This window comes from Burkholderia mycopellens, from assembly GCF_964265025.1.
Classification (GTDB): Bacteria; Pseudomonadota; Gammaproteobacteria; order Burkholderiales; family Burkholderiaceae; genus Burkholderia.
The window spans coordinates 3,393,393-3,408,411 of sequence record NZ_OZ183802.1 but is presented as its reverse complement, the minus strand read 5'-3'; the positions used below and the strand labels follow the sequence as shown (position 1 = coordinate 3,408,411).

At 67.3% G+C, this 15,019-nt stretch carries 11 protein-coding genes; 7 read left to right on the top strand and 4 right to left on the bottom strand.

Annotated features, from left to right (window positions below; all coding sequences use genetic code 11):
• Nucleotides 1-43 precede the first annotated feature (43 nt).
• Together ACPTTC_RS15865 and ACPTTC_RS15860 are read left to right on the top strand one after the other, a co-directional pair.
• Nucleotides 44-1,639: an MDR family MFS transporter gene (locus ACPTTC_RS15865; protein WP_423393023.1), complete on the top strand. Its 1,596-nt coding sequence runs from the start codon at nt 44-46 to the stop codon at nt 1,637-1,639.
• A 26-nt stretch (nt 1,640-1,665) separates the two neighbouring features.
• Nucleotides 1,666-2,112: a MarR family winged helix-turn-helix transcriptional regulator gene (locus tag ACPTTC_RS15860; protein WP_423393022.1), complete on the top strand. Its 447-nt coding sequence runs from the start codon at nt 1,666-1,668 to the stop codon at nt 2,110-2,112.
• Nucleotides 2,113-2,224: 112 nt separating this feature from the next.
• Here the strand turns inward: ACPTTC_RS15860 and ACPTTC_RS15855 are convergent, their stop codons facing one another.
• Nucleotides 2,225-2,806 (bottom strand): DJ-1/PfpI family protein, encoded by a 582-nt coding sequence (locus tag ACPTTC_RS15855; RefSeq protein ID WP_021161332.1) that lies wholly within the window; start codon nt 2,804-2,806, stop codon nt 2,225-2,227.
• A gap of 156 nt (nt 2,807-2,962) precedes the next feature.
• Complete coding sequence (locus ACPTTC_RS15850; RefSeq protein WP_423393021.1) at nt 2,963-4,243, bottom strand: amino acid deaminase; 1,281 nt, start codon at nt 4,241-4,243, stop codon at nt 2,963-2,965.
• A 119-nt stretch (nt 4,244-4,362) separates the two neighbouring features.
• On the opposite strand from ACPTTC_RS15850, the gene ACPTTC_RS15845 reads away from it, so the two are divergent.
• From ACPTTC_RS15845 to ACPTTC_RS15830, 4 genes are all read left to right on the top strand, one after another.
• Nucleotides 4,363-5,301: a MurR/RpiR family transcriptional regulator gene (locus tag ACPTTC_RS15845; protein ID WP_423393020.1), complete on the top strand. Its 939-nt coding sequence runs from the start codon at nt 4,363-4,365 to the stop codon at nt 5,299-5,301.
• A gap of 3 nt (nt 5,302-5,304) precedes the next feature.
• Nucleotides 5,305-6,786 carry an N-acyl-D-amino-acid deacylase family protein gene (locus ACPTTC_RS15840; RefSeq protein ID WP_423393019.1) on the top strand — a complete coding sequence of 494 codons (1,482 nt, stop codon included), beginning with the start codon at nt 5,305-5,307 and terminating at the stop codon, nt 6,784-6,786.
• Nucleotides 6,787-6,919: 133 nt separating this feature from the next.
• A complete protein-coding gene (locus ACPTTC_RS15835) occupies nt 6,920-7,306 on the top strand; it encodes a RidA family protein (protein ID WP_006751946.1) in 387 nt (128 codons plus the stop codon).
• 175 nt (nt 7,307-7,481) lie between these two features.
• Nucleotides 7,482-7,901: a bleomycin resistance protein gene (locus ACPTTC_RS15830; RefSeq protein WP_423393018.1), complete on the top strand. Its 420-nt coding sequence runs from the start codon at nt 7,482-7,484 to the stop codon at nt 7,899-7,901.
• 122 nt (nt 7,902-8,023) lie between these two features.
• On the opposite strand, the gene queF is transcribed toward ACPTTC_RS15830, so the two are convergent.
• Together queF and ilvA are read right to left on the bottom strand one after the other, a co-directional pair.
• The gene (gene queF, locus ACPTTC_RS15825; RefSeq protein ID WP_423393017.1) at nt 8,024-8,848 is read right to left on the bottom strand and encodes an NADPH-dependent 7-cyano-7-deazaguanine reductase QueF; all 825 of its coding nucleotides are present in this window, start codon (nt 8,846-8,848) and stop codon (nt 8,024-8,026) included.
• Nucleotides 8,849-8,859: 11 nt separating this feature from the next.
• A complete protein-coding gene (gene ilvA / locus ACPTTC_RS15820; RefSeq protein ID WP_423393016.1) occupies nt 8,860-10,383 on the bottom strand; it encodes a threonine ammonia-lyase, biosynthetic in 1,524 nt (507 codons plus the stop codon).
• Nucleotides 10,384-10,960: 577 nt separating this feature from the next.
• Here ilvA and ACPTTC_RS15815 point away from each other — a divergent pair.
• On the top strand, nt 10,961-14,986 hold the full coding sequence (locus ACPTTC_RS15815) for a DUF3683 domain-containing protein (protein WP_423393015.1): 4,026 nt from the start codon (nt 10,961-10,963) through the stop codon (nt 14,984-14,986).
• Nucleotides 14,987-15,019 lie beyond the last annotated feature (33 nt).

Sequence of the window (15,019 nt, the reverse complement as noted above, 5' to 3'; positions counted from 1 at the left end):
ATTTTGAGATTGTTTGACTCGTCAAAAGTTGCGCCAACAAAAAATGGCCGTCCATACTGCCGCCCACCATTCGAGCGGGCAAGTCCTGCCGTTCCGTGAATCGCTGCTGGCGATGATCGGGATCTCGTTTGTCACCATGCTCGTCGCGCTCGACCAGACCGTCGTCGGCACGGCGCTGCCGACCATCGTCGCCGAGCTTCGCGGATTCGACCTGTACGCGTGGGTCGCGACCTCGTACCTGCTCAGTTCCGTGATCACGGTGCCGATCTTCGGCCGCCTCGGCGATTATTACGGCCGCAAGCCGTTCGTCATCGCGTCGATCGTCGTGTTCACCGGCGCGTCCGTGCTGTGCGGGATGGCGAACGACATGCTGATGCTCGTGCTCGCGCGCGGGCTGCAGGGGATCGGCGGCGGGATGCTGGTCGGCACCGCGTTCGCGTGCATTCCCGACCTGTTCCCCGATTCCGTCGTGCGCCTGCGCTGGCAGGTGCTGATGAGCTCCGCGTTCGGCATCGCGAACGCGGTCGGCCCGTCGCTCGGCGGCGTGCTGACCCAGTCGTTCGGCTGGCGCTCGGTGTTCTACGTGAACCTGCCGGTCGGCCTGCTGTCGCTGCTGTTCGTGTGGCGTTACCTGCCGCACCTGCGCCACGTCGAGCACGATCGCAAGATGCGGCTCGACTGGCCGGGCGCGCTGCTGATCGCGCTGTCGCTCGGCGCGCTGCAGTTGTTCGTCGAATGGCTGCCGAAGTACGGCGTCGCGAGCTGGGCATCGCTGCTGCTCGTCGTCGCGGTCGCGGCCGGTTTCGGCCTGTGGCACTGGGAGCGGCGCTGCGCGCAGCCGATCTTGCCGTTCGACATGTTCGGCAACCGCGCGCTGTCGGCACTCTTCGTGCTGGCGATCCTCGCCGGCTTCTCGATGTTCTCGCTGCTGTTCTATGCGCCGCTGCTGTTCCAGGGCGGGTTCGGGATGTCGCCGAAGGAGGCGGGGCTCGTGATCACGCCGCTCGTCGTGTTCATCACGATCGGCAGCATCATGAACGGCCGGGTCGTCACGCGCATCCGCAATCCGAACGCGATGCTGCACGTGGGCTTCGTGCTGTTCGCGATCACCTGCGCGGGCATCGTCGTATCGACCCACACGACGCCGAAGTGGGTGCTGATGGCGCTGATGGTCGCGGGCGGCATCGGGCTCGGCTTCGTGCTGCCGAACCTCACCGTCTTCGCGCAGCAGACGGCCGGCCGCGAGCATCTCGGCATCGCGACGGCGCTGTTGCAGTCGCTGCGGATGGTCGGCGGAATGGTCGGCACCGCGCTGACCGGCACGCTGGTCAACCAGATGTACTCGAGCGGCGTGCGCAGTGCGCTGTCGGCCGATCATGCGACGCCGTGGCATGCGCAGCTCGCCGATCCGCAAATCCTGATCGATCGCGCCGCGCAGGGCGGGCTGGTCGCGGAGCTGACGCGTGCCGGGCATAATGGCGCGCTGCTGCTGGAAGCGGCCCGCGAGTCGCTCGTCGGCGCGATTCACCTGGGCGTCGCAATGGCGGCCGTCGTCGCCGTGGTGTCGGTGTGGCAGTGCCGCCGCGTGCCGCCGATCGCGCTGCGGCACAAGATCGAACCGCATGTCGCGGCCGACTGAACGATTGAACGAGTAGAACTGAGCGCATGGAAGAACAGGACCGCGTCGCGATCTTGCAGCAATTCGGACGCACGTATCGTGCGTTCATGATCGCGTTCGAGGCGCACGTCGGGCAACCGATGCCGCGCTGGCGCATCATGGTCGCATTGCACACGATGGGCGGGCATTCGTCGCAGAAGAAGCTCGTCGAAGTGCTGCGCATCGATCCGGGCGCGCTCACGCGCCAGTTGAAGTCGCTCGACGCGCTCGGCTGGATTCAGCGTGAATCCGACGCACGCGACAATCGCGTGACCAACGTGACGCTGACGGACGACGGCCGCGCCGCGTTCGACGCGTGCCTGCCACGCCGCAAGGCGTTTCTCGACCGGACGATGGCGCAATTGCCGGACGACGTGCTGAATGCGCTGTCGGGCGCGCTGGCGATGCTGGAGGCGCGGATCGCGGACGTCGGCTCGACACCGACCGCGCGCTGAAGCGCGACGCGGGCAGGCGCGTGCGCCGCGCCCGCGACCGATCGCGGCCGGCAAGCGGGCACGAAATCCCGCCGCCGGCCGGCGCTTCATCTCATCTCAATTCACTTTCGATTTACAGCTCGATGCGCGTTCCCAGCAGCGCGAGGAACTGCGCGAGCCATGCCGGATGCGCGGGCCACGCGGGCGCGGTGACGAACGGCGCGTCGGTCACGGCCGCATCGACCGGGATGTCCGCGTATTCGCCGCCGGCGAGCTTCACCTCGGGCGCGCAGGCCGGGTAGGCCGAGATGCGCTTGCCGCGGATCACGTCGGCGGCCGCGAGCAGCTGCGCCGCGTGGCAGATCGCGGCGATCGGCTTGCCGGCTTCGGCGAACTCGCGCACGAGCGAGATCACCTTCGGATCGAGTCGCAGGTATTCGGGGGCGCGGCCGCCCGCGATCGCGAGCGCGTCGTAGCGCGATGCGTCGACGTCGTCGAACGCCGCGTTCAGCGTGAACTGGTGGCCGGGCTTCTCGGTGTAGGTCTGGTCGCCCTCGAAATCATGGATCGCGGTCTTGATCTTGTCGCCCGCGCGCTTGCCCGGGCAGACTGCATCGACGTGGTGGCCGACGGCCTGCAGCGCCTGGAACGGCACCATCGTTTCGTAGTCTTCGGCGAAATCACCGGTCAGGAACAGGATCTTCTTCGCGGCCATGGCTTTCTCCAGTGGAACTGCGTTGAGGGCCCGCGCGGCAGGCGCGTGCAACGCCCGCCTGGGGCCCCGAGGACGAAAGCGCAGTGTACTCCGGCCGCTTGAAGCGCGCGTGACGGCCGCCCCGCGCGAGCGGCGGGGCGGTACGCGCGACGGGCGTCAGAAGAAGGTTTCGACGACTTCCGTCACGCTGAACTGCGGATCGAGCACGAGCACCTGGCGCCACTTGTCGAACGTCAGGCACGGGTGCGAGATGTCGAACGCGACCATGTCGCCCACTTTCACGTCCGCGCCCGGCGGGATCTGCAGGTACGCATGCTGGTCCATCATCCCGGTGACGGCCCAGCCTTCGGTGGCGGCGACGTCGCGCGGCGCGGTATCGCGGCCCGGGCGGAAATGGCGCGCCGGCTCCGGCAGCCCCGCGTCGAACGCCGCGTCGCGCTTGCCGAGCGCGACGATCGCGCGATCAGCCTCCGGCACCGACTGCACATAGGCCCACAGCTGCAGCGCGGGCAGCAGCCCTTCGCCCATCGTGCGCGCGATCGGGTTGCGCGCGAACACGTCGGTCTGCGCCTTCTTGTAGATGCCGACATCGTGCGTCAGGTAGCAGCCCGGACGCAGCACGACTTCCGCGAAGCCGGCGTTCGACGCCTTCGCGAATTCCTCCGCGACCACGTCGTACCACGCCGAACCGGCGCCGGACAGGATCGCCGGCGTACGCGCGAAGCGGCCCGCTGCGGCTAGCTCGCGCGTGAGCGCGACCGCTTCCTGCAGGAACGTGCGGATCTCGCCTTCCTCCTTCAGCACGCCTTCGTACAGCTCGATCCCGGCCAGCTTCAGCGTGTCCGGATAGCGCGCGATCGCGGCCAGCACGGCCTCGCGCTGCGCGGCATCGCGCACGCCTGCGCGGCCGCCCGGCACGCCGAGCTCGAGCAGCACGTTCAGCGGCTTCTTCAGTGCGCCGAAGAAGCGGCCGAGCTGGTCGACGCTCTCCGCGGAATCGACGAGGCAGAAGAATTCGAAGTCGGGATCGGACAGCAGCCCGGCGATGATCGTCATGTTCTGGCGGCCGACCAGCTGGTTGGCGAGCAGCACGCGCCGCACGCCGCCGTGATACGCGGCCTGCGTCTGGTGCGCGGTCGCGAGCGTGATGCCCCACGCGCCGGCGTCGAGCTGACGGCGGAACAGCTGCGGCGCCATCGTCGTCTTCCCGTGCGGCGCAAACTTGACGCCGTACTTCCGGACGAATGCCTGCATCCAGTTCAGGTTGTGTTCGATGCGGTCCTCGTACAGCACGGCGGCCGGCAGGCTGACGTCTTCCGCAAGCAGGTTCCACTCGAGGCGGCCCGCGTCGCCGAGCGGCACGCTCGCGCTCGGCAGATTGCCGAGACCCTTGCCGAACGGGTCGATCGTCGCTTCCTGATAGTTTGTAACTTTCATGTCATCCCACTCCATCATCACTATGCATTGCACTGAAGTTGACACGCCGATGGTACAGAAAGTAGCATCGGCGCGGTGATGTTATTTAGTAACATCGAGCTTCGCCCCCTTTCCCGCAGATGAATACGCCCGCCACCCCGTCCGTACCGCTCGCGGCCGAGCTCCATCCGGCGCCTGCCGCTACGCCGATCCTCGACATCGTCGCGCGGATCGCCGAATGTGCGCCCGAGCTGCGCGAAGCCGAGCGAAAGGTCGCCGCGTACATCCTCGCCGATCTCGCGCGCACCGCGCATGCGAGCATCGGTGCACTTGCGCGCGACGCGGAGGTCAGCGTCGCGACGGTTACGCGTTTCGCGAAAGCGGTCGGCTGCCGCGACGTGCGCGAACTGAAAGTGCTGGTCGCGCAGGCGGCGGCCGTCGGGCAGCGCTTTCTGGTGCCGTCCGATGACGCGCCGGCCGACGACGCGAGCCCTGCGTCGATGGTCTATGACGAGATCCGCGTGGCGCTCGCGCACAACCATCAGTTGCTGCGCAATACGTCGTTCGACGAAGCGGCTGACCTGCTCGCCGGCGCGAAGATGACCTATGTGTACGGGCAGGGCGGCGGCTCGACGGCGCTTGCCGACGAGCTGCGCTTCCGGCTCGTGCGCTTCGGCCGGCCGGTCGCGAGCTACCAGGACAGCGTGCTGCAGCGGATGGTGGCCGCGACGCTGTCGCGCGACACCGTCGTCGTCGCGCTGTCGGTGAGCGGCCGCGTGCCCGAGCTGCTCGAGAGTTGCCGGCTCGCGAAGCGCTACGGCGCGAAGCTGATCGCGATCACCGCGCCGGCTTCGCCGCTCGCGAAGCTGGCCGACCACCTGATTCCGGTCGTCGCGTTCGAAACTGATTTCATTTACAAGCCGTCGACATCGCGTTACGCGATGATGATGGCGATCGACGTGCTCGTCACCGGAGTCGCATTGCGGCTCGGCGATGCGGGCCGAGAATCGCTGCGTCGCATCAAGCACGCGCTCGATGCGCATCGCGGCGGCGGAGACCGTCAACCGGTAGGAGACTGACCCATGCATTCGCATCCCGAAGCCGCCGATACGCTGATCGTCGGTGCGCAGCTTTACGATGGTACCGGTGCGCCGCCCGTCACGCGCGACGTCGCGATCCGCAACGGCGTGATCGCGGCGATCGGTAACCTGTCGAACTGGCTTGCCGAGACCGTCGTCGATGCGGATGGCCGTGCGCTCGCGCCGGGCTTCGTCGACGTGCACACGCACGACGACACGCACGTGATCCGCGCACCGGAGATGATCCCGAAGATCTCGCAGGGCGTGACGACCGTGATCGTCGGCAACTGCGGGATCAGCGCGTCACCGGTGACGCTCGCGGGCGATCCGCCCGATCCGATGAACCTGCTCGGCGAGCGCGATGCGTTCCGGTACCCGACCTTCGCCGACTACGTCGCGGCCGTGAACGACGCGCGTCCGGCCGTGAACGTCGCGGCGCTCGTCGGCCATACGGCGCTGCGCAACAACCAGATGGACCGCCTCGACCGCGCGGCGACCGACGGCGAGATCGCCGGCATGCGCGCGCAGCTCGAGGAGGCGCTCGCGAACGGCGCGCTCGGGCTGTCGTCGGGCCTCGCGTACGGCTCCGCGTTCGCGGCGCCGACCGAGGAGGTGATGGCGCTTGCCGAGCCGCTCGCGAACGCGGGCGCGCTGTACACCACGCACATGCGCACCGAGTTCGACGCGATCCTCGATGCGATGGAAGAGGCGTACCAGGTCGGCCGCCATGCGCGCGTGCCGGTCGTGATCTCGCACCTGAAGTGCGCAGGCCCGTCGAACTGGGGGCGCAGCACCGAAGTCCTCGCATCGCTCGAAGGCGCGCGCCGCTACCAGCCGGTCGGCTGCGACTGCTATCCGTACAGCCGCAGCTCGTCGACGCTCGACCTGAAGCAGGTGACCGGCGACATCGACATCACGATCACGTGGTCGGAGCCGCACCCGGAAGTGGCGGGCAAGCTGCTGAAGGCGATCGCGGCCGACTGGGGCGTGACCGAGCAGGAAGCCGCGCAGCGCATCCGCCCGGCCGGTGCCGTGTACCACAACATGTCCGAGGACGACGTGCGCCGGATCCTGTCGCACCCCGCGACGATGGTCGGCTCGGACGGCCTGCCGAACGATCCGCTGCCGCACCCGCGGCTGTGGGGCGCGTTCCCGCGCGTGCTGGGCCATTACGTGCGCGACACGAACCTGCTGCCGCTCGAGGAGGCGATCCGCAAGATGACGTCGCTGTCCGCGCGCCGCTACGGGATCGCGCGGCGCGGTGAGGTGCATGTGGGCTACCACGCGGATCTCGTGCTGTTCGACCCGGCGCGCGTGATCGACGCCGCGACGTTCGAGAAGCCGCAGCAGCCCGCGCACGGGATCGACGCCGTGTGGGTGAACGGCGTGCTCACTTATGAAAACGGCCGGCCGACCGGCGAGCGCGCGGGCGGCTTCGTCGCGCGCGGCGAGCGCGTGCCGGTGGGTGCCGAGGCTGCGTTCTGAGTCCGGGCGCGGCTGTAGTTCCGATCTTCCCGCGCGCGCCGCTGCAGGCGTGCGCATCCGCAACCGTGCGTTGCATGGGATTCGGGTCGGCGCTGATGCGCCTGCCCGGGTCGACGAAACAAGGAGTGAAACGATGAAGCGATATGGCGTAGGCGAAGCGAAGGGCACAGGCGGCCAGGTGATGCCGTTTGCACGTGCGGTCGAGGCCGACGGCTGGCTGTACGTGTCGGGCCAGACGCCGATGGTGAACGGCGAGGTCGTCGAAGGCGGGATCGTCACGCAGTCGAAGCAGACGATCGAGAACGTGATCGCGATCCTGAAGGAAGCCGGCTACGGCCTCGAGCACGTCGTGCGCTGCGGCGTGTGGCTCGACGACGCGCGCGATTTTGCGTCGTTCAACAAGGTGTTCGTGTCGTACTTCGGCGAGCATCCGCCGGCCCGCGCGTGCGTGCAGTCGAGCATGGTCATCGACTGCAAGGTCGAGGTCGACTGCATCGCGTACAAGGCGCCGGCGAAGTAACGCGGCGACGGCGAGCCGCTACGCAACGGTCCCGGCGCATTTACGTGCGCCGGGACCGTTTTTTCATGTGCCGGGCACCGGTCGGCCTGCAGGCGGCGCTCTCGCGGCGGCAACCGCCGCAACGCATCCCGCTCGTTCATGTAATGTGCCGCATGACCCTGCGGAGAGGACATGCATGGAATGGGCTGCGCTGGTGCCGGAGCTGATTTGCTCGGATCTTGCCGGAAGCGTTCGCTTCTATCGTGACGTGCTCGGATTCCGGATTCGCTTCGAGCGTCCGGAAGACGGCTTCGTCTATCTTGAAATCGGGCGTGCCCAGCTGATGCTCGAGCAGTACAGCGCGGAGGGCTGGCTGACCGGCCCGCTGGAGCCGCCGTTCGGGCGTGGGATCAATCTGCAGATCGAGGTCGATGCGCTCGATCCCATCCTGGACAGGATCCGCGCCGCGGGCGTAACGCTGTTCGTCGAGCCGCGCACGTCCTGGTATCGGGAAGGCGAGATCGAGCACGGCCAGGTCGAGATGCTGGTGCAGGATCCCGACGGCTACCTGTTGCGCCTGATGGAGCTCCTTCCGGAGCGGCCGGTGAGCGAGTGAGCGCAGGCCGTTCGCGCTTCTCCGCGCAATGAAAAACAGCCCGGTCGGTTGAATCCGACGGGGCTGTTTTGTATGGGGGCCGCCACGTGTCGCCAACATCGACCGTGGGCCGCCCGCGGCCGTCACTGCCGCGCGTTGCGCGCGTTGTCCGGCATCGGCTGGTTGTAGTTCGTGCGGAACGGGTTGATGTCGAGCCCGCCGCGGCGCGTATAGCGCGCATACACCGCGAGTTTCACCGGTTTGCACGCATGCAGGATGTCGAGGAAGATCTGCTCGACGCACTGCTCGTGAAAGCCCGTGTGATTGCGGAACGAGATGATGTAGCGCAGCAGGCCCGCGTGGTCGATCTGCGGCCCGACGTAGTGGATCTGCACGCTGCCCCAGTCGGGCTGGCCGGTGACCGGGCAGTTCGAGCGCAGCAGGTCCGACACGAGCGTCTCCTCGACCGGTGCTTCGTCCTCAGCGGCCGACAGCAGCGACGGATCGGGTTCGTACACATCGGTGTCGAGGTCGAGCCGGTCGAGCGACAGCCCGTCAAGTTCGTCCATCTCGAGCTTGCCGAAATCGTGCGGCGACACCAGTTGCACGGAAACGGTCGCGCCGCACGCGGCCGACACGTCGCGCTTGAGCGTGTCACGCACCGCGTCGATCGAGTCGAACTTCGTCTGCGCGAACGAGCCGAGATACAGCTTGAACGACTTCGATTCGACGATGTTCGGCGATTCGGCCGGCACGTAGAAGGTCGCAACCGCAATCTGCGGCTTGCCGCGCGCGTTGAGCCACGACAGCTCGTACGCGTTCCAGATGTCGGTGCCGAAGAACGGCAGCGCCGACGTGATGCCGAGCTGCTCGCGCGCGCCGGCGCGCGGGATCGGGAACAGCAGCGACGCGTCGTACTGGGCGGCGTAGACGGTGGCCTTGCCGAGCGGGGAATGTTCGGGATTCATGCGTGTCGCCCTTACGACAGGAAGAGGCGGTAAGCCGGGTTGGCGCTCTCCTCGACATACGGATAGCCGAGTGCCGCGAGGAAGCGTTCGAATTCAGCGCGATCGGCCTGCGGCACCTGCAGCCCGACGAGGATCGAGCTGTAGTCCGCGCCCTGGTTACGGTAGTGGAACAGGCTGATGTTCCAGTCCGGCGCCATCGACGACAGGAACTTCATCAGCGCGCCCGGCCGTTCCGGGAATTCGAAGCGGAACAGGCGCTCGTCGAGCGCGAGCGGCGAACGGCCGCCCACCATGTAGCGGATGTGTTCCTTCGACAGTTCGTCGTGCGTCAGGTCGACGGTCTTGAACCCGTGCGATTCGAAGTTCGCGGCGATCTCGGCCGATTCGCCGCGGCGCTTGATCTGCACGCCGACGAAGATGTGCGCGGCCTGCGCATCGGCGATCCGGTAGTTGAACTCGGTGACGTTGCGGTCGCCGACGAGCGAGCAGAAGCGCTTGAAGCTGCCGCGCTCCTCGGGGATCGTGACCGCGAACACGGCTTCCCGCGCTTCACCCACTTCCGCGCGCTCCGCGACGAAGCGCATCCGGTCGAAGTTCATGTTCGCGCCGGACGTGACCGCGACGAGCGTCTGGTTCTCGATGCCTTCGCGTTCCGCGTAGAGCTTCGCGCCCGCCACCGCGAGCGCGCCGGACGGTTCGAGCACGCTGCGCGTGTCCTGGAAGACGTCCTTGATCGCCGCGCACAGTGCGTCGGTGTTGACCGTCACGACGCCGTCGAGGTATTCGCTGCAGAGCCGGAAGGTTTCCTCGCCGACCAGCTTCACGGCGGTGCCGTCCGCGAACAGGCCGACCTCGCTCAGTTCGACGCGCTTGCCGGCTTCCAGCGACTGCGCCATCGCGCACGAATCCTCGGCCTGCACGCCGATCACCTTGATCTCCGGGCGCACCGCCTTCACGTAGGCCGCGACGCCGGACGCGAGTCCGCCGCCGCCGATCGGCACGAAGATCGCGTGGATCGGGCCCTGGTGCTGGCGCAGGATTTCCATCGCGATCGTGCCCTGGCCGGCGATCACGTACGGATCGTCGAACGGGTGGACGAACGTGAGGCCGCGCTCCTCCTGCACCTTGACCGCGTGTGCATACGCGTCGCTGTAGGATTCGCCGGCCTGGATCACCTCGACGCTCGGGCCGCCGTGCGCACGCACCGCATCGACCTTCACCTGCGGCGTCGTGACCGGCACGACGATCACGGCCTTCACGCCCATCCGGGCCGCCGAGAACGCGACACCCTGCGCGTGGTTGCCGGCCGACGCCGTAATCACGCCGCGTGCGAGCGCGTCCACCGGAATGTGCGCCATCTTGTTGTACGCGCCGCGCAGCTTGAACGAGAACACCGGCTGGTTGTCCTCGCGCTTCAGGTAGACCGCATTGCGCAGCCGGGCCGACAGGTTGCGGGCGGATTCGAGTTCCGTCTCGATCGCGACGTCGTAGACGCGCGCGGTGAGGATTTTCTTCAGGTAATCGTGGGATGCCATGGGCGCTCGCGTGCAGTGCGGAAGCAGACGGTAAAGGATCAATGATAGCGCCAAGGGTCCGCCCGCACGCAAGCGGCGTGCCGAGCGCTCGCTCGCGGGGCCGTGCCGGCGGGGCGTCGGCGCGCGCGATGGCCCGTTTTTACCGGTTTAACCGCATGGTTACCGACCGGACGGACGGCGAATGATCGCGCGAAATCGCGCCGAACCAGGCCTGGAGCGGCTCGCGGCGATAGCCCCACGACCCGTCCGACGTGTCACGCATGGTCCGATCATGGGTTAGAATTCCGTTTTGAATCAAGGATCGGAAGATGCAGAGGCACCCTCGGATCGCCCCGTTGAAGCCGACGCCGCGCGCAGCCACCCCCGCGGCGGAACGGCATGCGCGCCGCGCGCGATCGTGCTGATGGTTCCGAGTGCCGCCAGGCCCTGTCGCCGGCCGCGAGGGGCGAGTCAACGCCCGCTCCGGCCCCATGAAGGACAGCCGCGCGCCTGGTAACAGAACAGATTTCCCCAAGATTGCGCCCACGCGCTTGCCGACGCCCGTGCACGGGGTATCGGCCCTCCGAGTCGTCCGAACATGAACGCACCACAAGTTTTCGATCCGAATGGCGCGGCCGCTGCCGTCGCCGCCGACCCCGCGCCCCGGTTGCGCGAGATTCCCTACAACTACACTTCTTTCTCGGATCGCGAGATCGTGATCCGCCTGCTCGGCGAAGAGGCGTGGTCGGTGCTCGACGAACTGCGCGCCGAACGCCGTACGGGTCGCTCGGCGCGGATGCTGTATGAAGTGCTCGGCGACATCTGGGTCGTGCGCCGCAATCCGTACCTGCAGGACGACCTGCTCGACAACCCGAAGCGCCGCGCGCTGCTGATCGAGGCGCTGAACCACCGCCTGACCGAGATCGGCAAGCGCCGCAGCGCGGATCTCACCGAGCACCGCGACGACGCGGGCCGCGAACGCGCGTCGCGCGTCGCGATGCTCGAAGCCGCCGCGCAGCGCGCGGTCAACGAGTTCGCCGACGAATTCGAGAAGATGGCCGACCTGCGCCGCCGCGCCACCAAGGCGCTCGGCCGCTGCACGCAGAAGGACAACATCCGTTTCGATGGGCTGTCGCGCGTGTCGCACGTGACCGACGCGACCGACTGGCGCGTCGAATACCCGTTCGTCGTGCTGACCCCCGATAGCGAAGCCGAGATCGCCGGCCTCATCAAGGCCTGCTTCGAGCTCGGCCTGACCGTGATCCCGCGTGGCGGCGGCACTGGCTACACGGGCGGCGCGGTGCCGCTCACGCCATTCTCCGCGGTGATCAACACCGAGAAGCTCGAGCAACTCGGCGCGGTCGAGCTGACCGAGCTGCCGGGCGTCGCGCACAAGGTGCCGACGATCTTCTCCGGCGCGGGCGTCGTCACACGCCGCGTGACCGAGGCGGCGGAAGCGGCCGGCTACGTGTTCGCGGTCGATCCGACCTCGCTCGACGCGTCGTGCATCGGCGGCAACGTCGCCATGAACGCGGGCGGCAAGAAGGCCGTGCTGTGGGGCACCGCGCTCGACAACCTGGCCTGGTGGCGGATGGTCGACCCGGACGGCAACTGGCTCGAAGTCACGCGCCACGAGCACAACCAGGGCAAGATCCACGACATCGCGGTCGCGCGTTTCGAGCTGAAGTGGTTCGACGGCGCCTACGCGCCGGGCGAGAAGCTGCTGAAGAGCGAGATGCTCGAGATCGAAGGCCGCCGGTTCCGCAAGGAAGGGCTCGGCAAGGACGTGACCGACAAGTTCCTCGCCGGCCTGCCGGGCGTGCAGAAGGAAGGCTGCGACGGGCTCATCACGTCCGCGCGCTGGGTGTTGCACAAGATGCCCGCGCACACGCGCACGGTCTGCCTCGAATTCTTCGGCCAGGCACGCGAGGCGATCCCGAGCATCGTCGAGATCAAGGACTACCTGTTCGAAACGTCGAAGCAGGGCGGCGCGATCCTGGCGGGCCTCGAGCACCTCGACGAGCGCTACCTGCGCGCGGTCGGCTACGCGACCAAGAGCAAGCGCAATGCCTTCCCCAAGATGGTGCTGATCGGCGACATCGTCGGCGACGATGCCGATGCGGTCGCGCACGCGACGTCCGAAGTGATCCGGATGGCGAACGGCAAGAGCGGCGAAGGCTTCGTCGCGGTCAGCGCGGAGGCGCGCAAGCGCTTCTGGCTCGACCGCAGCCGTACGGCCGCGATCGCCAAGCACACGAACGCGTTCAAGATCAACGAAGACGTCGTCATCCCGCTGAACCGGATGGGCGAGTACACCGACGGCATCGAGCGGATCAACATCGAGCTGTCGCTGAAGAACAAGCTGCAGCTCGTCGACGCGCTGGAAGCGTTTTTCCGTGCCGGCAACCTGCCGCTCGGCAAGACCGACGACGCGAACGAGATCCCGAGCGCCGAACTGCTCGAAGACCGGGTCCAGCAGGCGCTGGAGCTGCTCAAGCGCGTGCGTGCGCGCTGGGAATTCGTGCGCGACCGCCTCGACCAGCCGCTGCGCGAGGCGCAGCACTACCTCGTGCAGCTCGGCTACGAGGCGCTGGCCGAGAAGTTCGCGGACCGCGCGGACGAGCAGCCGGGCGCGACCGTGTTCCACATCACGCAAGACCGCACGGTCCGCATCTCGTGGAAGCAGGAGATCCGCGCCGAGCTGCGCGCGATCTTCAACGGCGGGGCGTTCAAGCAGATCCTTGACGAGGCGCAGGCGATCCACAAGCAGGTGCTGCGCGGCCGCGTGTTCGTCGCGCTGCACATGCACGCGGGCGACGGCAACGTCCACACCAACCTGCCGGTCAACTCCGACAACTACGAGATGCTGCAGGACGCGCACGCGGCGGTCGCACGCATCATGACGCTCGCGCGTTCGCTCGACGGCGTGATTTCCGGCGAGCACGGCATCGGCATCACGAAGCTCGAGTTCCTGACCGACGACGAGATCGCCGAATTCCGCGCGTACAAGCAGCGCGTCGACCCGAACGGCCGCTTCAACAAGGGCAAGCTGCTCGAAGGTGCTGATCTTCGCAATGCGTACACGCCGAGCTTCGGGCTGATGGGGTACGAGTCGCTGATCATGAAGCAGTCCGACATCGGCGCGATCGCCGATTCGGTGAAGGATTGCCTGCGCTGCGGCAAGTGCAAGCCGGTGTGCGCGACGCACGTGCCGCGCGCGAACCTGCTGTACAGCCCGCGCAACAAGATCCTCGCGACGTCGCTGCTGGTCGAGGCGTTCCTGTACGAAGAGCAGACGCGCCGCGGCGTGTCGATCAAGCACTGGGACGAGTTCAACGATGTGGCCGACCACTGCACGGTGTGCCACAAGTGCGCGACGCCGTGCCCGGTGAAGATCGACTTCGGCGACGTCACGATGAACATGCGCAACCTGTTGCGCAAGATGGGCAAGAAGAAGTTCAACGCCGGCAATGCGGCGGGCATGTTCTTCCTGAACGCGACCAACCCGCAGACGATCAACATCGCGCGCGGCGTGATGATGGGCGCCGGCTACAAGGTGCAGCGCTTCGCGAACGACATGCTGAAGAAGGTCGTGACGAAGCAGACGCAGCACCCGCCGGCGACGGTCGGCAAGCCGCCCGTGGTCGAGCAGGTGATCCACTTCGTCAACAAGAAGATGCCGGGCAACCTGCCGAAGAAGACGGCGCGCGCGCTGCTCGACATCGAGGACAACAAGATCGTGCCGATCATCCGCAACCCGAAGTCGACCACCGTCGATTCGGAAGCGGTGTTCTACTTCCCGGGCTGCGGCTCCGAGCGCCTGTTCTCGCAGGTCGGTCTCGCGACGCAGGCGATGCTGTGGGAAGCCGGCGTGCAGACGGTGCTGCCGCCGGGCTACCTGTGCTGCGGCTATCCGCAGCGCGGCTCGGGCCAGTACGACAAGGCCGAGAAGATCGTCACCGACAACCGCGTGCTGTTCCACCGGGTCGCGAACACGCTGAACTACCTCGACATCAAGACGGTGGTCGTGTCGTGCGGCACCTGCTACGACCAGCTCGCGGGCTACGAATTCGACAAGATCTTCCCGGGCTGCCGGATCATCGACATCCACGAGTTCCTGCTCGAGAAGGGGATGAAGCTCGATGGCGTGACGGGCACGCGTTACATGTATCACGACCCGTGTCACACGCCGATCAAGACGATGGACCCGGTGAAGCTCGTCAACGAGCTGATGGGCGCGGAGAAGGACGGCTACAAGATCGAGAAGAACGAGCGCTGCTGCGGTGAATCGGGCACGCTCGCGGTCACGCGCCCGGACGTGTCGACGCAGGTCCGCTTCCGCAAGGAAGAGGAGATTCGCAAGGGGGCCGCGAAGCTGCGCAGCATCCCGGTCGTGGCCGGCAATGCGGCGGCGCCGGCCGCCGCGGCCGCGAACGGCCCGGACGTGAAGATCCTGACGAGCTGCCCGTCGTGCCTGCAGGGCCTGTCGCGCTACAGCGAGGACGCGAACCTCGAGGCCGACTACATCGTCGTCGAAATCGCGCGTCAGGTGCTCGGCGAGAACTGGATGGCCGATTATGTCGCACGTGCGAACCATGGCGGGATCGAGCGCGTGCTGGTCTAATGCGGGCATGACGACCGCCCGACCGGGCTAGGG